This window comes from Pantoea sp. BL1, assembly GCF_000963985.1.
Classification (GTDB): Bacteria; Pseudomonadota; Gammaproteobacteria; order Enterobacterales; family Enterobacteriaceae; genus Pantoea; species Pantoea rwandensis_B.
The window spans coordinates 24,415-43,620 of sequence record NZ_JZRH01000023.1 but is presented as its reverse complement, the minus strand read 5'-3'; the positions used below and the strand labels follow the sequence as shown (position 1 = coordinate 43,620).

The window sequence follows — 19,206 nt, the reverse complement described above, 5'->3', positions numbered from 1 at the left end:
ACTGACTGGCATTAGGGCCATTAATGGCCCCTTTATTACGACGCCGGCTTTTTCGCCATGCTGATGATGAACAGCACAGCGGCGCAGAGTACGACGGAAGGGCCAGCGGGCGTGTCGTAAGTGGCGGAGAACGTCAGTCCGCCAGTGACCGCCAGAATGCCAATTATCACCGCAAACACGGCCATCTGTTCTGGTGAACGGGAAAAACGACGCGCTGTGGCGGCGGGAATAATCAGCAGTGAGGTGATAATCAGTGCACCGACAAACTTCATTGCCACACCAATGGTCAAGGCGGTGACCAGCATCAGCATCAGGCGCGTGCGTTGAATGTTGACGCCATCCACTTGCGCCAACTCCGGGCTGATGGTCATCGACAGCAGTGAGCGCCACTGCCATGCCATCACCGCCAGTACAATGGCCACGCCAGCGCCCATCATCCACAAATCATCCGGTGTGACCGCCAGCAAATCGCCAAACAGATACGCCATTAAATCGACGCGTACACCCTGCATCAGGCTGACCACTACCAAACCCAGCGACAGCGCGCTGTGCGCCATTATGCCGAGTAACGTATCAATGGCCAGATGCGGACGACGCTCCAGCCACACTAAGCCCAGAGCCAGAAATACGGTTACCAGAATCACCGCGTAATAGGGATTCACATTGAGCAGCAGGCCAAAGGCCACGCCGAGCAGCGAAGCGTGCGCAAGGGTATCGCCGAAATAAGACATGCGGCGCCAGACCACAAACGAGCCAAGCGGACCCGCCGCCAGCGCCAGCAGCACGCCACCGAGCCAGCCGGGTAATAACAGTTCAATCATGACGGACCATTTCCTTTACGCAGCACAATTCGTCCCTGTAAATCGTGACGGTGATTGTGATGATGGCGATAGATTGCTAGTTGCTGCGCGCCACGTGGGCCGAACATGGCGATAAATTCTGGATGCTGAGACACCGCTTCTGGCGTGCCGGAACAGCAGATGTGGTGGTTGAGACACAGCACTTCGTCAGTTTTTGCCATCACCAGATGCAGATCGTGCGAAACCATCAGTACGCCACAGTTGAGTTCCTGGCGAAGCTGATCGATTAAATCGTAGAGCGCCACTTGCCCATTCACGTCAACGCCTTGCGTAGGTTCATCTAACACCAGTAACTGGGGTTGATTGAGCAGGGCACGCGCCAGCAGCACACGCTGGGTTTCACCACCCGAAAGTTTTTGCAGAGGCGCATTGAGCAGATGTCCGGCCTGCACGCGTTTCAAAGCCGGGAGAATAGCATCACGCTTGCTGCCACGCGTCAGACGCATAAACCGTTCAACGGTGATCGGCAACGTCGGATCAATGTGCAATTTCTGTGGCACATAGCCGATGCGTAAACCGGGGGTGCGTTTGACGCTACCGCTTGTTGGCGTAAGAAGGCCGAGCACCGTCCGGACCAGCGTCGATTTGCCCGCGCCGTTCGGCCCAAGCAGCGTCAGTATTTTCCCCGGCTCCAGCGTCAGGCTGATACCTGCTAGCACAGGGCGCTGGGAAAACTTCACGGAGATGTTTTCAAGTGTAACAAGTGACGACATATTATTTACGGGTTGCATTGAATTTCGAATGTTATAATATCACATTTCATCAACAGGTCACGATGGAATGACGCATTATGTTACACATTAAGCAGCGCTTCGCTTTCACTCTTCCTGCTGCGGCACTCGCCGCCGCCTGCGCGATGCCCGCGCACTCAGCCGTAGTCGCTTCAATCAAACCGATCGGATTTATCGCAGCGGCGATTGCCGATGGCGTGACGCCAGTGGAAGTGCTGTTGCCAGATGGCGCTTCAGAGCATGATTATGCTTTACGTCCTTCTGATGTAAAACGTATTAAAAACGCGGACTTAGTGGTATGGGTTGGACCAGAAATGGAGGCGTTTCTGACCAAGTCTGCGGCAGAGTTACCTGAGGCTAAAAATCTCGAAATAGCGGCGATGCCAGGGGTGAAACCGCTGCTGATTCGTGGTGGTGAAGACGAGGACGAACATGAGCACGGTCACGATCATGACCATGACTCAGATAAGTCTGAAGACCAGGAGCCGTCTCATACACACCACCACCATGGTGAGTTTAATATGCACCTGTGGATGTCACCTGAGATTGCGCGACAATCTGCGGTTGCAATCCACGGAAAATTATTGGAACTTATGCCGCAAAGCAGAGCCAAACTTGACGCGAACCTGCAGCAGTTTGAAGCAGAATTAGCAGATGCGGATAAGCATATTGGCGCGCAGCTTGCCCCCGTTAAGAGTAAGGGTTATTTCGTTTTTCACGATGCGTACAGCTACTTTGAAAAACACTACGGTTTGTCCCCTGCTGGACATTTCACCGTCAACCCTGAGATCCAACCGGGCGCCCAGCGTTTACATCAAATACGAACACAGTTGGTTGAGCAGAAAGCCGTATGCGTTTTTGCTGAACCACAATTCAGGCCGGCCGTCATCGATGCCGTGTCTCGCGGAACCAGCGTGCGCAAAGGCACACTTGATCCGCTGGGCATGGGAATCAGCTTAACCAAAGACAGCTATGTGAAATTCCTCTCACAGTTGTCGAGCCAGTATGCGAGCTGCCTGAATGGAGCATAAAGGAATAAGTAAAAGTGCAGCAGATAGCCCGCTCTGTCGCCCTCGCATTTAATAATTTGCCGCGTCCCCACCGCGTTATGCTGGGTTCATTAACTGTTATCACGTTGGCCGTCGCTGTTTGGCGGCCTTACGTTTACCATCCCCATGATGTTGCCCCCATCGTGAAAGACATCACGCTGGACAAAAACGAATTGCGCACGCTGTTACCCGAAGCCAGTGAGCCGATCGATCAGACCACGGTTGAACCGGAAGAAGAGATTCCGGCCGATGACATCGATAAAGATGTGCAGGACAACCCGAATCAACACGATTACACCGTTTCCTCTGGCGATACCCTGAGCAGCGCACTGAATCAGTACGGTATTGATCTCAGTGATATCAATGCGTTAGTCAGTAGCGATAAAGACTTCCGTAACCTGCGCGTCGGCCAGCAACTCAGCTGGACGCTGGATGCGGATGGTCAACTGCAAAACTTTACCTGGGAAGTGGATCGCCGCGAAACCCGCACTTACGAGCGTCAGCCGAATGGCAGCTTTAAGATGCAGCAGGAGATGCAAAAGGGTGAGTGGCAGAATAGTGTGCTGAAAGGTGAAGTGCGTGGCAGCTTTGGCGCCAGCGCCCAGCGGGCAGGCTTGACCAGTGCTGAAACCAGCAACGTCATTAAAGCCATGCAGTGGCAGATGGATTTCCGCAAACTGCGCGCCGGGGATGATTTCAGCGTGCTGATGTCCCGCGAGATGCTGGATGGCAAAAGTGCGCAGAGCCAGCTGCTCGGCGTGCGTCTGCGTACCGGCGGCAAAGATTACTACGCGTTCCGCGCTGAAGATGGCAAATTCTACGATCGTAACGGCTCAGGCCTCGCGCGTGGTTTTATGCGCTTCCCGACGGTGAAACAGTATCGCGTCTCCTCCAACTTTAATCCGCGCCGTCTTAACCCGGTAACGGGCCGCATCGCGCCGCACAAGGGTGTCGATTTCGCACTGCCTATCGGCACACCGGTGCTTGCCGTGGGTGATGGTGAAGTGGTGATGGCAAAAAATGGCGGGGCGGCGGGTAACTACGTGGCGATTCGTCACGGTCGTCAGTATATGACCCGCTATATGCACCTGAGTAAGGCGCTGGTGAAACCAGGACAGAAAGTGAAGCGCGGTGACCGTATTGCGCTGTCAGGCAACACCGGGCGTTCTACGGGGCCACATCTGCATTACGAAGTGTGGATCAACAATCAGGCCGTAAATCCACTTACGGCAAAACTGCCGCGTATGGAAGGGCTGACGGGTAAAGACCGCAGCAACTATCTGGCGGACGTGAAGAGTTATCTGCCACAGCTGGCACTGAAATAACCCATTTCTGTAGCCAATATTGAAAAAACCGACGAATTATTCGTCGGTTTTTTGCTATCTGACGCATGATGATTGCAAAATTAACCACCGTCACTATCATTGTCCCGTCATTGTCAGAGGCGAGTGCATGGAAACCCGAAAGAAAAATAACAGTGAATTTATTCCCGTTTTTCAACGTTCTTTTTTAAAACCGAAATACTGGGGCAACTGGCTGGCGATTGGTGCGCTGGCGGGCATGGCAATGCTGCCAGCCAAAGTGCGCGACCCGATTTTGGGTGGATTGGGGCGGTTTGCCGGTAAGCTGGCAAAAAGTGCGCGTCGTCGTGCGTTGATCAATCTCTATTATTGCCTGCCGGAGCTAAGCGAAGCACAGCGCGAAGAGATTGCTGATCGTATGTTTGCCACCGCGCCACAGGCGATGGTGATGATGGCTGAGTTGGGGATGCGCGATCCGGCTCGTGTGCGCCAACGCGTTGACTGGCACGGCCGTGAAATTATCGAAGCCTTGCAGGCCAACAAAGAGAACGTGATTTTTCTGGTGCCGCACGGTTGGGCCGTGGATATCCCGGCGATGCTGCTGGCGTCAGAGGGCCAGATGATGGCGGCCATGTTCCATAATCAGAGCGATCCGCTGCTGGATTATGTGTGGAACACCGTACGCCGTCGCTTTGGTGGCCGCATGCATGCACGTAATGACGGCATTAAGCCGTTTATCGCCTCGGTGCGTCAGGGCTATTACGGTTACTATCTGCCGGACCAGGATCACGGCCCGGAGCACAGTGAGTTCGTGGATTTCTTTGCCACCTATAAAGCAACACTGCCCGCGGTCGGCCGTTTGATGAAAGTGTGTCGAGCGCGCGTGGTGCCACTGTTTCCGGTGTACAACAGCGAGACACATCGTCTGGAAATCTATGTTCGACCACCGATGGACGATTTGCTGGATGCCGACGATAACACCCTGGCGCGGCGAATGAATGAGGAAGTTGAGATATTTGTGCGGCCGCATCCAGAGCAATACACCTGGATTTTAAAGCTGCTGAAAACGCGCAAAGAAGGGGATATTGAACCTTATGCGCGCAAGGAGCTTTATCCTCGCAAGAAATAACGAAGGGGCCGATTGGCCCCTTTGATTATTCTACCGCTTCAACGTGGCTGCGTCGGATACGTTCACGTAGGAACAGCGTGACCAGGCCAAACCACAGCACACCCGCCGCAAAATTGATGCCGCTGAACCATGGCGTGCCCCCACTAAAGTAGCCTGCTTTCGCCAGTTCAATCCCGATGGCCAGCGTCAGAATACTGATCATACCCAGCATGGCTGCCACGCTGCCTTTACCTTCGCTGCTGGAATACAGCGTCAGACGATACAGACCGGCGTTGACCATGCCTGCACCAAAGGCATACAGGCTCAATCCTGCAGTCAGCAGCAGGTAGGTATGGCTGTCGAGCAGGTTTGCCAGCAACGAGATGCTCAAACCTATCAAAATCGGCCACGCGGCGAATTTGACCGGCTGCTCGATGGGAACGCGACCCGCCAGTTTACCCAGCGTCAGGTTGCCAGCGATCATGGCGAGGAACACTGGCAGTTGCAGCAGCGCATACTCCATGCGCGATAAGCCCTCGTCGTGCATCAGAATCACGGGCGACAGGGCAACCCAGGTCAGAATCGGAATAAACACCAGGCCAATAGCGAAAGATCCATATATCACCTGACGATCGCGTGCCAGACGGCCATAGGCGCGCGCCAGATTGGGCAGGGCAATGGAGTGACTGCGATCGCCAGCGGTTTCCGGCATGATGCGCCACAGCACCATAAAAGCCACCACGCTACAAATCGCAAACAGCCAGAACATGCTACGCCATTCACCTACGGTCAACCAGGCGGCACCCGCCAGCGGACCGGCCAGCGGGGCTAAGAGGGCCACGTTAGCCATTAACGCCATCATGCGCACCGCTAAAGCCTCATCAAACGCTTCCTGCACTGCGGCATAACTGACTGCACCGATAAAGCACAGGCTGATGCCCTGGATAAAGCGCAGGGTGACAAACTGTTCGATGTTCGTGACCCAGGTGGTCAGAATGCAGGCCGCAGCAAAGAACAGAATGCCGAACAGCAGGACTGGACGGCGACCATATTTGTCCGAGAGCGGGCCGAGCAGCCACTGCAGCACCACGCCGCCCATCAGATAAGCAGTAAGAGAAGTTGACACCCATTCCGGGCCGACGTTGAATTCAGAAGTGACCAGCAGCATGCCGGGCTGAATCATGTCATGGGCGATGTAAGTCGCGAACTCAAACAACACCAGCGCGAGCGGGAACAGCAGCACCCGTCCGGTGAGTTGGGTAATCGGTTTATAGCGGGCCATCTGGCCTCCTTGTCAGAAAAAATAAAAACGCGACTGCCAGGCAGTCGCGTTTATCCATGTTGTTACAGCCGCTGTTGGTGGAGCGTGCGCGTTTAGTCTACGCGCAGAACACGGCTGGTGTTGGTGGTGCCGGTGGTTGCCATCACGTCGCCCTGGGTGACAATCACCAGGTCGCCCGAGACGAGGAAACCTTTGTCGCGCAGCAGGTTCACTGCATCATGCGCGGCGGCTACACCATCATTGTTGCTGTCGAAGTAAACCGGCGTCACGCCGCGATACAGCGCAGTCAGGTTCAATGTACGTTCGTGACGTGACATGGCGAAGATCGGCAGGCCAGAAGTGATACGTGAGGTCATCAGCGCGGTACGGCCCGATTCGGTCATGGTGATGATGGCAGAAACACCCTGCAGGTGGTTGGCTGCATACATCGCGGACATCGCAATCGCTTCTTCCACGTTGTCGAACTGCACTTCAAGACGGTGCTTAGACACGTTGACGCTTGGGATTTTTTCCGCACCGAGGCACACTTTCGCCATCGCAGACACGGTTTCCGCTGGATACTGGCCAGCAGCCGTTTCAGCTGACAACATCACAGCATCGGTACCATCCAGCACGGCGTTCGCCACGTCCATCACTTCAGCGCGGGTTGGCATCGGGTTGGTGATCATCGACTCCATCATCTGCGTGGCGGTGATGATGGTACGGTTCAGCTGACGCGCACGACGAATCAGCGCCTTCTGGATACCCACCAGTTCTGGATCACCAATCTCAACGCCGAGGTCGCCACGTGCGACCATCACTACGTCAGAGGCGAGGATGATATCATCCATCGCTTCCTGTGACGCAACGGCTTCAGCACGTTCGACTTTGGCCACCAGTTTGGCATCACAACCTGCATCGCGCGCCAGGCGGCGAGCGTAGTTCATGTCTTCCCCATTACGTGGGAAGGACACGGCAAGATAATCCACGCCGATTTTCGCGGCGGTGATGATATCGACTTTATCTTTCTCCGTCAGCGCTTCTGCAGACAGACCGCCACCGAGTTTATTGATGCCTTTATTGTTGGAAAGCGGGCCGCCGACAGTGACTTCGGTGAAGACTTTCACACCCTGAACTTCCAGCACCTTCAACTGCACGCGACCATCATCCAGCAGCAGGATGTCGCCAGGCACCACGTCTTCTGGCAGGCCTTTGTAGTCGATACCGACTTTCTCTTTATCGCCTTCGCCTTTGCCCATATCCGCATCCAGCAGGAAGCGATCGCCGACATTCAGGAAGACTTTGCCTTCTTTGAAGGTGGAAACACGAATTTTTGGACCTTGCAGGTCGCCCAGAATCGCCACGTGACGGCCAAGCTTAGCGGCAATCTCACGCACCTTGTTGGCGCGCATTTGGTGGTCTTCAGGGGTGCCGTGGGAGAAATTGAGTCGCACCACGTTCGCGCCCGCCGCGATGATTTTTTCGAGGTTATTGTCGCGATCGGTGGCTGGGCCGAGGGTAGTTACGATCTTGGTTCTTCTGAGACGTCTTGACATGAAGGACTCCGTTGACAAAGGTTCGTGTCACTCTCAAGGGGACACGGTGTAATCGCATATTCTATATGATCGATGGGCTGTGATTCGACTCACATTGTGAATGTGATGTTAATTATTTTACTGCACCCGCTTTTCCAGGCGCGAATCTTTGAGCGCTTCTTTCACCCGTTTCAGATTTTCGCGGAAAGCCGCGCCACGCTCAAGGGTAAAACCTGTCGCCAAAACATCAACCACGGTTAATTGCGCAAGGCGGGAAACCATCGGCAGGTAGATATCCGTATCTTCAGGTACATCGAGCGTCAGTGCGAGGGTTGCTTCTGCCGCAAGGGGTGAACCCGGAGAGGTGATAGCCAGTACTGTGGAAGCGTTTACACGCGCCAGGCGAGCCAGTTCTATCATATTTTTGGTTCGACCAGTATGTGATATGAGAACAAAAACGTCATTTGGCCCACTATTTATGCAACTCATGCGCTGGATCACAATATCCTCTGACCAGATGACCGGCAGATTAAAGCGCAGGAATTTATTGGTCGCGTCGTGCGCCACAACCGCTGAGGCACCAAGACCAAAGAAGGCGATTTTTCGGGCCTGAGTCAGAGCCAAAACGGCTTGATCAATGACCTGTAGATCCAACTGTTGGCGCACGTGGCTTAAACCGGCGAGGGCGGAATCAAAAATCTTGTGGCTGTAACTTTCGACGCTGTCATTTTCTTCCACATCGCGACTGACCCAGTTCGGTCCTTTCGCCAGACTCTGCGCCAGCCGTAACTTGAAGTCGGGGAAGCCGCGCGTGCCCATACGATGACAAAAGCGATTAACGGTCGGTTCGCTGACATCGGCGGCACGGGCCAGGGTGGCGATGCTGGAGTGCATCGCCTGCTGCGGAGCGGCAAGAATCTGTTCTGCCACTTTCCGTTCTGATTTGCTCAGCGCGTGAAGTTGCGCCTGAATATATTCCAGCATGTCGTTAACCCGATGCGTCTCAATCACTTTCGTCGCGTTCATCACATGATAAAACGCTGCCAATTCACAACAATATACCGTGTAATACACCCTCGCACGCAGCAGCGGACAAATGTAAGCGCGTTTTTTTTGTCATACTTTGATCGTTGCCGGGTTTTATCCCGACAAACATCGAAACAGAAAAAGCGGCAAAAGCGCACACCACAACACACCTTTGTTCGCCATCATGTTCAAAGTAATGGCTAATGCCACACCGCGTCTGGGTTGTTCCGATGCGGGGAAAAAAGTACATTGTGCTGTAAGAAAATTACAATAAGGACCTGGGATGATGAGGACGCTCAAACCGGGTATATCCTGCAACGAGGAGAGGAAAATGGCGGTAACACAAACAGCCCAGGCATGCGATCTGGTTATTTTCGGTGCCAAAGGCGATCTTGCTCGCCGGAAACTGTTGCCTTCACTGTATCAGCTGGAGAAAGCCGGTCAGATTCACGACACCACACGCATCATCGGCGTGGGGCGCGCGGAGTGGGACAAAGACGCGTACACCAAAGTGGTCCGTGAAGCGCTGGAAACCTTCATGAAGGAGAAAATCGACGAAGCGCTGTGGGATAAACTCAGCAGCCGTCTCGATTTCTGCAACCTCGACGTTAACGACACCTCGCATTTCACCAAACTGGGCAAGATGCTTGACCAGAAAGATCGTGTCACCATCAACTACTTCGCCATGCCGCCGAGCACCTTTGGTGCCATTTGCGACGGCCTGGGCGCCGCCAAGCTGAATGCTAAACCGGCGCGCGTGGTGATGGAGAAGCCGCTCGGCACCTCGCTCGAGACCTCGCAAGAGATCAATGACAGCGTTGGCAAGTACTTCGAAGAGAGCCAGGTGTTCCGTATTGACCACTATCTCGGTAAAGAGACAGTACTGAACTTGCTGGCACTGCGTTTCGCCAACTCCATCTTCGTCAATAACTGGGATAACCGCACCATCGATCACGTGCAGATTACCGTGGCGGAAGAGGTGGGTATCGAAGGCCGTTGGGGTTACTTCGATAAAGCTGGCCAGATGCGTGACATGATCCAGAACCACCTGTTGCAGATCCTCACCATGATCGCCATGTCACCGCCATCCGATCTCAGTGCGGATGCCATCCGTGATGAGAAAGTGAAGGTGCTGCGTTCGCTGCGTCGTATCGACCAAACCAACGTGCGTGAAAAAACCGTGCGTGGCCAGTACACCGCCGGCTTCGTGCAGGGCAAAAAAGTGCCAGGCTACCTGGAAGAAGAGGGCGCGAACAAGCAGAGCGCTACCGAGAGCTTCGTGGCGATCCGTGTTGATATCGACAACTGGCGCTGGGCGGGCGTGCCGTTCTACCTGCGTACCGGTAAGCGTTTGCCGACCAAATGCTCTGAGGTTGTGGTGTACTTCAAGAACCCAGAGATGAACCTGTTCAAAGACTCCTACGCTGAACTGCCGCAGAACAAGCTGACGATTCGTCTGCAGCCAGATGAAGGTGTGGATATCGAGATCCTGAATAAAGTGCCGGGTCTGGATCACAAGCACAAACTGCAGACCACCAAGCTGGATCTGAGCTACTCTGAGACCTTCAACCAGTCGCATCTGGCGGATGCCTATGAGCGTCTGCTGCTGGAAACCATGCGTGGTATTCAGGCGCTGTTTGTACGCCGTGACGAAGTGGAAGCGGCGTGGGGCTGGGTGGATTCCATCATTGATGCCTGGAACGCCGATGCTGAAGCGCCTAAGCCATACCAGGCCGGCACATGGGGCCCGGTGGCTTCCGTCGCGATGATTACGCGTGATGGCCGTTCGTGGAATGAGTTTGAATAATTTGTGATGGCACAGCCAGTGATTTAGCGACTGGTTAGGCATGAGATACAACCGACAAACGCTTTCGATGATGTTAATCGAAAGCGTTTTTTTATTTCCAGAAAATGTAAGCGTTGACGGACCAGAGAGGGTGTAACAGTATTTGCTGCACGCAGCAGGTTGTTCAAATAAAGGATCATTGTGTGAATACGTTAGTGAAGAACGCATGGAGCTCAGCCGGTATGATTTTTGGCGCGTTAGCACTGATTATCAGCCTTATTCATTTCTCGACAGGGCCTTACTCGGCATCGCCTTCGCTCGAAAGTGTCGTCGCCAGACACGTCAGCGAGATTAAAAAAGGTGTTATCGACGGATTGAAAGGTAAAGCTCCTTCCTCAGCTGAATCCGCAAGAAAAATAAACATCGATCAAATACTGACTACTGTTGCGCTTAGCTTCGCTACGGCGGCCTTACTCCTGGCCTTTGTTGGCGGGATGCGTAAAGAGAACAAATGGAGTGTGAGGGGCGCGTTGATTTTTGGCTGCGGTACGCTCGCATTCCATGCGATTTTGCTGGGCATGGCATTGGCTTCCGCGATAATCCTGCTACTTATCCTGTTGTCATTGATATCTGGTTTTTTCGGATGAAGAAGTGTGTCGGGCATCAGGGAATAACGCTGCAGGAATAAAACCTGCTCGATAGGAAATTCATTTTTCTTAAAACTGAACCAGAGTTTCAAAAAATTTTGATATCCGATAGACGCCGCTCCAGCCAATCTTGTATGGTAGAGCCCAAACATTGACAGCCGGATGTGAGTCGGGCTGATGCAACTAAGGAAACGTGATGAAGAACTGGAAAACCACTGCTGAACAGATCATGACGACGGGCCCGGTTGTGCCGGTGATCGTGGTGAATAAACTGGAACACGCCGTGCCGATGGCCAAAGCGCTGGTGGCTGGTGGTGTGCGCGTACTGGAAGTGACGCTGCGTACGCCGGTCGCGATGGACGCGCTGCGTGCAATGATCAAAGAAGTGCCAGAAGCGATTGTCGGCGCGGGCACAGTGATCAACACCCAGCAGCTGAAAGAGGTGACTGACGCCGGTGCGCAGTTCGTGATCAGCCCAGGTTTGACCGAGCCGTTGCTGAAAGCCGCAGTTGAAGGTCCGGTGCCACTGATTCCGGGCATCAGTACCGTTTCTGAACTGATGTTGGGTATGGATTATGGCCTGCGCGAGTTTAAGTTCTTCCCGGCTGAGGCGAATGGGGGTGTTAAAGCGCTGTCAGCGATTGGCGGTCCGTTCCCGCAGGTGCGTTTCTGCCCAACCGGCGGTATTTCACCCGCCAACTATCGTGACTACCTGGCGCTGAAAAGCGTGCTCTGTATTGGTGGTTCGTGGTTGGTGCCGAATGATGCGCTGGAAAGCGGCGATTGGGATCGCATTACGCGTCTGGCTCGCGAAGCCATTGAAGGCGCGAAATAACGTATTTGCAGATTTAATTGAGCATGCATTATTGGAACTGAAAGGGCGGCCTGGTGGCCGCCCTTTTACGCTGTCTCAATAGACGAATAGCAGCCGAGGGGATTAGCCCTCAACTTTCACGGCTGCGGCGCTTGCTACGGCACGCGCAATCGCCTCGTCGGTATTGTCACCGGTTGCCAGTGCTACGCCGAGGCGACGCTGACCGGCAATTTCCGGCTTGCCGAACAGGCGCAGTTGCAGACCGGCACCCAATGCCGCTTCGATGTTCACGAACTGCACATTGTTGCTGTCCAGCTGTGGCAGAATCACCGCCGAAGCCGCCGGGCCATACTGGCGAATGCCACCGATTGGCAAGCCGAGGAACGCGCGCACATGCAGAGCAAACTCGGACAGATCCTGAGAGATCAGCGTTACCATGCCGGTATCGTGTGGGCGTGGCGACACTTCGCTAAACACCACCTCATCACCGAAGACAAACAGCTCAACGCCAAACAGACCGTATCCACCTAATGCTTTCACCACTTTTGCGGCGATATCCTGAGCGCGTTGCAGCGCCAGGTCGGTCATCTGCTGTGGCTGCCAGGATTCACGGTAATCGCCATCTTCCTGACGATGGCCAATCGGCGCGCAGAAATGGATGCCATCCACTGCGCTGATGGTCAGCAGGGTGATTTCGAAATCAAATTTCACAACGCCTTCAACGATCACGCGACCGGCACCGGCACGTCCGCCTTGCTGCGCGTAATCCCAGGCTTTATCCAGCTGGCTCGCTTCGCGGATGAAGCTCTGACCTTTGCCCGATGAACTCATTACCGGTTTAACGATGCACGGGAAGCCAATTTCATTGGCGGCCGCTACGAAATTCTCCTTGCTGTCAGCGAACTGATAGGTTGAAGTCGGTAACGACAACTCTTCTGCCGCCAGACGGCGAATACCTTCGCGGTTCATGGTCAGGCGCGCAGCACGCGCGGTAGGCACCACTTTCTGGCCTTGTGCTTCCAGTTCCAGCAGTTTTTCAGTGGCAATAGCTTCAATTTCTGGCACCACAAAGTGCGGCTTTTCCTGCGCGATTAACGCAGCCAGCGCATCACCGTCCAGCATATTGATCACATGGCTACGGTGCGCAACGTGCATTGCAGGTGCATCGGCATAACGATCCACGGCAATCACTTCCACACCCAGACGCTGACACTCCAGCGCCACTTCTTTGCCCAATTCGCCTGAACCTAACAGCATCACACGCGTTGCGGCAGGGCGCAGCGCGGTTCCGAGAGTCGTCATAATTTCACCTTAGCAGTCAAAATGCGCGCGCAGTATATACGAAAACGTTTGCGTACTCACGCATTCGCCTTCATCAGGTTTGCCATACTTTTCCCGCTCTGACGTTACCTGACACAAGCTGCGGCAGCATGGAACGCGGAAACTTAAACGGGAGTTAAACGATGAGCAATTGGTTGCAGCAAATCCAGTCGGTGCTGGCGAAGAAGGGCGGCGACGGCAAAGCCGGTGGTTTGAGCGATATGCTGGCACCCGGCGCGCTGGGTGGGTTAGCGGGATTGCTGGTGGCGAGCAAGTCTACACGAAGCCTGTTGACCAAATATGGCGGCAAAGCCTTGCTGGTCGGCGGCGGTGCGGCAGCGGGTGCCGTGCTGTGGAATAAATACAAACAGCGTGTGCGTGAAACGCATCAGGATGAGCCGGGATTTGGTCAATTGCAGACGCCCGTTGATCAGCGCGCTGAACGTCTGGTGACGGCGTTAGTGTTCGCCGCCAAAAGTGATGGTCATATTGACGATCGCGAACGCGCCGCCATTGAGCAGAATATCCATCAGGCGGGTTATGGTTCACAGGCGGAAACGCTGATACAGCAAGCGATGAACCGTCCGCTCGATCCACAGTGGCTGGCAGCAGATGTGAAAAACGAAGAAGAGGCGCTAGAGCTCTATTTCCTGAGTTGCGCCGCTATCGATGTGGATCACTTTATGGAGCGCAGCTATCTCTCTGCACTGGGCGATGCCCTGAAGATCCCGCAGGATGTGCGCGACGGTATTCAGCGCGATATTCAGGCGGAGAAAGCCGCATAATTGAACGGAGGGCCTGGTCATGCGGCCCTTCACTGTACTTCCTGTGCGCTGCTGCTTGGCTTCCCGCGTGATAAGTGCCACGCTTGCTGAATGTTGTCTTTCAGGGAAAGGAGCCAGAATGAACCAGCCGCAAGCGAAGAAAATCCCCCACGTCATGAACCTGCACGGCGAATCGCGCACCGATAACTATTATTGGCTGCGCGATGACGAGCGTGAAAACCCAGAGATTCTGGCACATCTGCACGCCGAGAATGCTTACGGTAAAGCGATGATGGCGCAACAGGACCCACTGCAGGAGCGGGTGCTAAAAGAGATTGTCGACCGCATCCCGCCGCAGGACCACTCCGTCCCCTACGTAAAAAACGGCTATCGATATCAAAGCCGCTACGAGGTGGGCAACGAATATCCGCTCTATTTTCGTCAGTCGGTGAACGCACCAGCGGATGAACCCTGGCAACTGCTGATCGACGGCAACCAGCGTGCCTCCCACAGCGATTTCTACACCATGGGCGCACTGGCCATTTCTCCTGATAACCAGGTGATGGCGCTGGCGGAAGATTTTCTGTCGCGTCGTCAGTATGGCATCCGTTTCCGTAACCTGGAGAGTGGTAGCTGGTATCCGGAAGTGCTGAGCAATGCCTCTTCCAGCGTGGCGTGGGCCAATGATTCGCGCACGCTGTACTACGTGCGCAAGCACCCGAAAACGCTACTCGCGTACCAGGTGTGGCGTCATGAGTTGGGCCATCCGCAATCAGACGATCAGCTGGTGTATGAAGAGCAGGATGAGAGCTTCCACCTCAGCGTGCATAAAACCACCTCCGAGCACTTCATCCTGATTGCGATGTACAGCACCACCACCAGCGAAATCCAGCTGATTGATGCCGAGTACCCGGATGCGCAGCCGCAGGTGTTCTGCCCGCGTCGTCGCGATCATGAATACAGTATCGATCACTACAATCATCAGTTTTACATTCGCTCGAATCGCGACGGCAAAAACTTTGGCCTGTACCGCAGCGCGTGGCTGGCCGAGAACCGCTGGCAGGCGTTGATTCCGGCACGCGATAACGTGGTGCTGGAGGATTTCCAGCTGTTCCGGCATTGGCTGGTGGTGGAAGAGCGCCAGCGCGGCGTCAACACGCTGCGGCAGATCAACTGGGAAAGCGGAGAAAGCATCGGGATCGCCTTTGACGATCCGGCTTATGTCACCTGGCTGGCCTACAATCCAACCCCGGAAAGTGACACGCTGCGTTATGGCTACTCATCCATGACCACGCCGACCACGCTGTTTGAACTGAATATGGAGACGGGCGATCGCCGTGTGTTGAAACAGACGCCAGTACCGGGCTTCCACTCAGAGGACTACAAAAGCGAACATCACTGGATCACGGTGCGTGATGGCACCGAAGTGCCGGTATCGCTGGTCTATCACCGCAAGCATTTCAAACCGGGCAGTAATCCCCTGCTGGCTTACGGCTATGGTGCTTACGGCAGTAGCATGGATGCCAGTTTTGGCACCAGCCGCATCAGCCTGCTGGAACGCGGTTTTGTCTACGCGATTATCCATGTGCGTGGCGGTGGCGAGCTGGGACAGCAGTGGTATGACGATGGTCGCCTGAAGAATAAGATGAACAGCTTTACCGACTTCATTGATGTGACGCAGGCGCTGGTGGCGAAAGGCTACGGCAATCCGCAGCAGCTATATGCGATGGGCGGCAGTGCGGGCGGCTTGTTGATGGGCGGTGTGATTAACCTTGCCCCCGAACTGTTCCACGGTGTCGTGGCGCAAGTGCCGTTTGTCGATGTGGTGACGACGATGCTGGACCCATCAATCCCGCTGACCACCGGCGAATATGACGAGTGGGGCAACCCGGAGCAGGAAGAGTTTTACCACATCATTCGTCAGTACAGCCCGTATGACAACATCGAAGCGAAAGCCTACCCGCATCTGTTAGTGACGACAGGATTGCACGATTCCCAGGTGCAGTATTGGGAACCGGCGAAGTGGGTAGCAAAACTGCGTGAGCTGAAAACCAACGATACGTTACTGCTGCTGTGTACCGAGATGGATTCCGGTCACGGCGGTAAATCGGGGCGTTTTAAAGCGTATGAAGGCGTCGCGCAGGAGTTTACCTTCCTGATCGGTCTGGCGCAGGGCAGCTTGCCAGACCGCGTCGATTATTGATCGACCTTCACGTACTTGCGCAGCGCCTGCCGTAACGGTGGGCGCAAATCGCGCACATTTTCCAGCACCCAGCGTAAGTAGCCGGGATCTTTACGCGCAATGCTGACAATGCTTTGCCCACGATATTTACCAAACGGGAACACATCACCGCTGACTTCTGCGGGCTGACAGCGGCCGACCATATCACTGACGCTCCAGCCGGAGGTCTCCATGATGCGGATCAGCAGCGCAGCGGTGACATAGCAGTCATACAACGCACGGTGCGCATGCAGTTCAGCAGGTGGCGTGACGTCCAGCTTCAGGCTGTGACGCAGTGCCTGATTACCGTATTTAATGCCCGGCCACAACTGGCGTGCCAGCGTCATGGTGCAAATCCATTCACCGGGCATGATGGGCAGCATGCGACGATCGAAACTGGCATTGTGCGCCACGTAATGCGGGCTGCCATGATAGCGAACAATCGCTTCTTCAATGGTCGGCTTATCGGCGACCATCGCTTCCGTAATGCGATGCACCGCCATGGCCTGACGGCTGATAGGGCGGTCCGGGCAAATCAAATCGCTCATCGGATTGACGATCTGTCCGTCGATCACATCCACCGACGCGACTTCGACCACGCCGCCTTGCAAGCCACAGGTTTCGGTATCGATAACGCGTAACATAGGTTAATTACTTCTGTTTGGGTTCGTAGGGCAGGCGAGAGAGGCTGAGCGATGTCTGGCGATAGCTCATCAAACGTTGACGGAACCACTCGCGCAGGGCTTCCGGTTGCTCGCGCTCAACCATTTCCGCGATCACGGGCATGTTGTAGCGCTCTTTAAAGGCCACACCTGCGGCGGCCAGATCGACATTCACTTTGTCTTTCTCTTCCTGCGACAACAGGGCAAGGTTTTGGCTCATGCATTTCTCCTGATAAACAGGGGCAAAAGTAATGGTTTCCCCTTTACGGATCAAGGAAATTGGATCGCACCGCAAGTCTCGACACGTCTTTGCCAGCGGCGTATCCTGCTGCCACGTTTGCGGCAGAGCGCCGCATGGCAAAGGGAAGAAGTTATGAAGAAAACTGCGTTAAACCCGATTATGGCGCTGTTGCTGGCGTCATCCACGTTGGTCTTCAGTCAGTTTGCACTGGCACATGCTCACCTGAAAACGCCGGTTCCCGCCGATAAAGCGGTGATCGACAGCTCGCCACAAAATCTTACGCTGACCTTCACTGAAGATGTTGAGCCTGCCTTCAGTGGTGTTGAGGTGCTTAATGCCCAGAATCAGCCGATGGCCGTGGAAAAAGCCAAACTCAACGACAAGCAGCATGATCAGTTGATCGTACCGATCAGCAAACCATTGCCGTCAGGTCACTATCAGGTGAACTGGCATGTGTTGTCCGTTGATGGTCACAAAACCAAGGGAAGTTACGCGTTCAGCGTGAAGTAATCGATGAGCCTGAGCACGTTGTGGATTGGTCTGCGCGCCCTGCATTTTATTGCGGTGTTATTGCTGGCTGGCAGCGCGTTCTATACGGCTCTGCTGGCGCCACGGCGTTATCGCCCGGTGCTGGCGCAACGTCTGCACTCAATTTTAGTGACGACAGCGTTATTGAGTTTGCTCAGCGCGGTATTCATGCTGGCCACGCAAACCGGTCTGATGAGCGGCGACTGGCGCAATGTCGGTGACGTGGAAACCTGGCAAGCGGTATTAGCCACGCGCTTCGGCGCGGTGTGGCGTTGGGAGCTAGGGTTCGCACTGCTCAGCACGCTGGCCTTGCTGCTGCGTGGCACACTGCGCCAGCAGCTCTTGTTGATCAGTGGCCTGTTGCAGTTGGTGGCGCTGGCAGGCGTCGGGCACGCCGCGATGCGCGATGGTTTACCAGGCTTATTGCAGCAGAGCAATCACGCGCTGCATTTGATTGCTGCTGCGTTCTGGACCGGCGGCTTACTGCCTCTGTTATTGCTGATGCGTGAAGCCCGTCAGATTACGTATCGCACCGATGCGATTCGCTGCATGATGCGCTTTTCGCGTTATGGGCATCTGGCTGTCGCACTGGCGTTGCTCACCGGGATGATCAACAGCCTGATGATTGGCGGAACGCCGCTCAATTGGGGTGCCACGCTGTGGGGTGCGATGCTGGTGGTTAAAGTGATGCTGGTGATGATGATGGTGGGCATTGCGCTGATCAATCGCTATATTCTGGTGCCACGTTTTCGCGTCGCGGGCAGCCACGCGCCGCAGCAGTTTATTCGCCTGACGCAGCTTGAGCTGCTGCTGGCCATTGTTGTTGTCGGATTGGTTAGCGTGTTTGCCACGCTGTCACCGGCCTGAATTGTAATGAATGAAAAATGAGGTCGATATTTTGCTGAAGAAATTGATTCCAGCCTGCATTCTGATGGCGCTGTGCAGCCAGGCGATGGCCGCACAGATTATTACCGTCAGCCGCTTTGAAATTGGCAAGGACAAATGGCCCTTCACCCGCGAAGAGGTGATGCTGACCTGTGAGAAAGATGGCGCGCTGTTTGCCATCAATCCGAGCACCTTGCTGCAATATCCGCTGAATGATAAAGCCCATGCACGCGCTGACGCGGGAAAAGGCACTCAGCAATCCATCGATACCATCGTGGCGGAAGACAAAGCGCATCCTGGCCAGAAAATGAGCCTGCAACCGATCGTTGATCGCGCGCAACAGCTGTGCGGTAAGTAATCCCTGCAAAATTCGGGCGTAGCGCACAGTTTTGCCGCTACGCTTGCTTTTCCGATGTGCCAGCACGATCACAGAGTTGGCAGCTTCCTTACCGCATCGTGACGGTTGG

At 54.8% G+C, this 19,206-nt stretch carries 19 protein-coding genes; 11 read left to right on the top strand and 8 right to left on the bottom strand.

The window, feature by feature from the left end:
* Nucleotides 1-35 precede the first annotated feature (35 nt).
* A complete protein-coding gene (znuB, locus tag VH86_RS13120; protein WP_045833101.1) occupies nt 36-821 on the bottom strand; it encodes a zinc ABC transporter permease subunit ZnuB in 786 nt (261 codons plus the stop codon).
* The gene (znuC, locus tag VH86_RS13115) at nt 818-1,573 is read right to left on the bottom strand and encodes a zinc ABC transporter ATP-binding protein ZnuC (protein WP_038650045.1); all 756 of its coding nucleotides are present in this window, start codon (nt 1,571-1,573) and stop codon (nt 818-820) included. The genes znuB and znuC overlap by 4 nt, the downstream gene beginning before the upstream one ends.
* Before the next feature lie 77 nt (nt 1,574-1,650).
* Here znuC and znuA point away from each other — a divergent pair, with 77 nt between their 5' ends.
* The 3 genes from znuA (at nt 1,651) to lpxM (ending at nt 5,070) form a co-directional block, all read left to right on the top strand.
* Nucleotides 1,651-2,622: a zinc ABC transporter substrate-binding protein ZnuA gene (gene znuA, locus VH86_RS13110; RefSeq protein ID WP_038646515.1), complete on the top strand. Its 972-nt coding sequence runs from the start codon at nt 1,651-1,653 to the stop codon at nt 2,620-2,622.
* A gap of 14 nt (nt 2,623-2,636) precedes the next feature.
* A complete protein-coding gene (mepM, locus tag VH86_RS13105; protein ID WP_038646518.1) occupies nt 2,637-3,965 on the top strand; it encodes a murein DD-endopeptidase MepM in 1,329 nt (442 codons plus the stop codon).
* 127 nt (nt 3,966-4,092) lie between these two features.
* Nucleotides 4,093-5,070 carry a lauroyl-Kdo(2)-lipid IV(A) myristoyltransferase gene (lpxM, locus tag VH86_RS13100; protein ID WP_038646521.1) on the top strand — a complete coding sequence of 326 codons (978 nt, stop codon included), beginning with the start codon at nt 4,093-4,095 and terminating at the stop codon, nt 5,068-5,070.
* A gap of 25 nt (nt 5,071-5,095) precedes the next feature.
* Here lpxM and VH86_RS13095 read toward each other — a convergent pair whose 3' ends face one another.
* The 3 genes from VH86_RS13095 to VH86_RS13085 all read right to left on the bottom strand — a co-directional run bounded on the left by VH86_RS13095 (nt 5,096) and on the right by VH86_RS13085 (nt 8,829).
* A complete protein-coding gene (locus VH86_RS13095; RefSeq protein ID WP_045833100.1) occupies nt 5,096-6,331 on the bottom strand; it encodes an MFS transporter in 1,236 nt (411 codons plus the stop codon).
* 92 nt (nt 6,332-6,423) lie between these two features.
* Entirely contained in the window at nt 6,424-7,866 is a 1,443-nt protein-coding gene (pyk, locus tag VH86_RS13090; RefSeq protein WP_038646525.1) for a pyruvate kinase, read from the bottom strand.
* A gap of 117 nt (nt 7,867-7,983) precedes the next feature.
* The gene (locus VH86_RS13085) at nt 7,984-8,829 is read right to left on the bottom strand and encodes a MurR/RpiR family transcriptional regulator (protein ID WP_045833105.1); all 846 of its coding nucleotides are present in this window, start codon (nt 8,827-8,829) and stop codon (nt 7,984-7,986) included.
* A 373-nt stretch (nt 8,830-9,202) separates the two neighbouring features.
* On the opposite strand from VH86_RS13085, the gene zwf reads away from it, so the two are divergent.
* The 3 genes from zwf to VH86_RS13070 all read left to right on the top strand — a co-directional run bounded on the left by zwf (nt 9,203) and on the right by VH86_RS13070 (nt 12,139).
* Entirely contained in the window at nt 9,203-10,678 is a 1,476-nt protein-coding gene (gene zwf / locus VH86_RS13080; RefSeq protein WP_034828667.1) for a glucose-6-phosphate dehydrogenase, read from the top strand.
* 182 nt (nt 10,679-10,860) lie between these two features.
* Nucleotides 10,861-11,304, top strand: coding sequence for a hypothetical protein (locus tag VH86_RS13075; protein WP_052696605.1), 444 nt, complete (start codon nt 10,861-10,863; stop codon nt 11,302-11,304).
* A gap of 196 nt (nt 11,305-11,500) precedes the next feature.
* Nucleotides 11,501-12,139 (top strand): bifunctional 4-hydroxy-2-oxoglutarate aldolase/2-dehydro-3-deoxy-phosphogluconate aldolase, encoded by a 639-nt coding sequence (locus tag VH86_RS13070; protein ID WP_045833099.1) that lies wholly within the window; start codon nt 11,501-11,503, stop codon nt 12,137-12,139.
* 102 nt (nt 12,140-12,241) lie between these two features.
* Here the strand turns inward: VH86_RS13070 and purT are convergent, their stop codons facing one another.
* The gene (gene purT / locus VH86_RS13065; protein ID WP_045833098.1) at nt 12,242-13,420 is read right to left on the bottom strand and encodes a formate-dependent phosphoribosylglycinamide formyltransferase; all 1,179 of its coding nucleotides are present in this window, start codon (nt 13,418-13,420) and stop codon (nt 12,242-12,244) included.
* 161 nt (nt 13,421-13,581) lie between these two features.
* Between purT and VH86_RS13060 the strand changes: the two genes are divergently transcribed.
* Together VH86_RS13060 and VH86_RS13055 are read left to right on the top strand one after the other, a co-directional pair.
* Nucleotides 13,582-14,223: a tellurite resistance TerB family protein gene (locus VH86_RS13060; RefSeq protein ID WP_034828672.1), complete on the top strand. Its 642-nt coding sequence runs from the start codon at nt 13,582-13,584 to the stop codon at nt 14,221-14,223.
* A 118-nt stretch (nt 14,224-14,341) separates the two neighbouring features.
* A complete protein-coding gene (locus tag VH86_RS13055) occupies nt 14,342-16,405 on the top strand; it encodes a prolyl oligopeptidase family serine peptidase (protein ID WP_045833097.1) in 2,064 nt (687 codons plus the stop codon).
* On the opposite strand, the gene exoX is transcribed toward VH86_RS13055, so the two are convergent.
* Entirely contained in the window at nt 16,399-17,067 is a 669-nt protein-coding gene (gene exoX / locus VH86_RS13050; RefSeq protein WP_045833096.1) for an exodeoxyribonuclease X, read from the bottom strand. The two genes, VH86_RS13055 and exoX, sit on opposite strands and share 7 nt — an antisense overlap.
* Before the next feature lie 7 nt (nt 17,068-17,074).
* Nucleotides 17,075-17,305 carry a DNA polymerase III subunit theta gene (locus VH86_RS13045; protein ID WP_038646535.1) on the bottom strand — a complete coding sequence of 77 codons (231 nt, stop codon included), beginning with the start codon at nt 17,303-17,305 and terminating at the stop codon, nt 17,075-17,077.
* Nucleotides 17,306-17,458: 153 nt separating this feature from the next.
* Between VH86_RS13045 and copC the strand changes: the two genes are divergently transcribed.
* From copC to VH86_RS13030, 3 genes are read left to right on the top strand one after another with little or no spacing between them, the layout of a single operon-like run.
* On the top strand, nt 17,459-17,836 hold the full coding sequence (copC, locus tag VH86_RS13040) for a copper homeostasis periplasmic binding protein CopC (protein WP_038646537.1): 378 nt from the start codon (nt 17,459-17,461) through the stop codon (nt 17,834-17,836).
* A 3-nt stretch (nt 17,837-17,839) separates the two neighbouring features.
* Nucleotides 17,840-18,721 (top strand): copper homeostasis membrane protein CopD, encoded by an 882-nt coding sequence (gene copD, locus VH86_RS13035; protein ID WP_045833095.1) that lies wholly within the window; start codon nt 17,840-17,842, stop codon nt 18,719-18,721.
* 28 nt (nt 18,722-18,749) lie between these two features.
* Nucleotides 18,750-19,097, top strand: a complete 348-nt coding sequence (locus VH86_RS13030; RefSeq protein ID WP_045833103.1) for a YebY family protein — start codon at nt 18,750-18,752, stop codon at nt 19,095-19,097.
* The last annotated feature ends 109 nt before the right edge of the window (nt 19,098-19,206 follow it).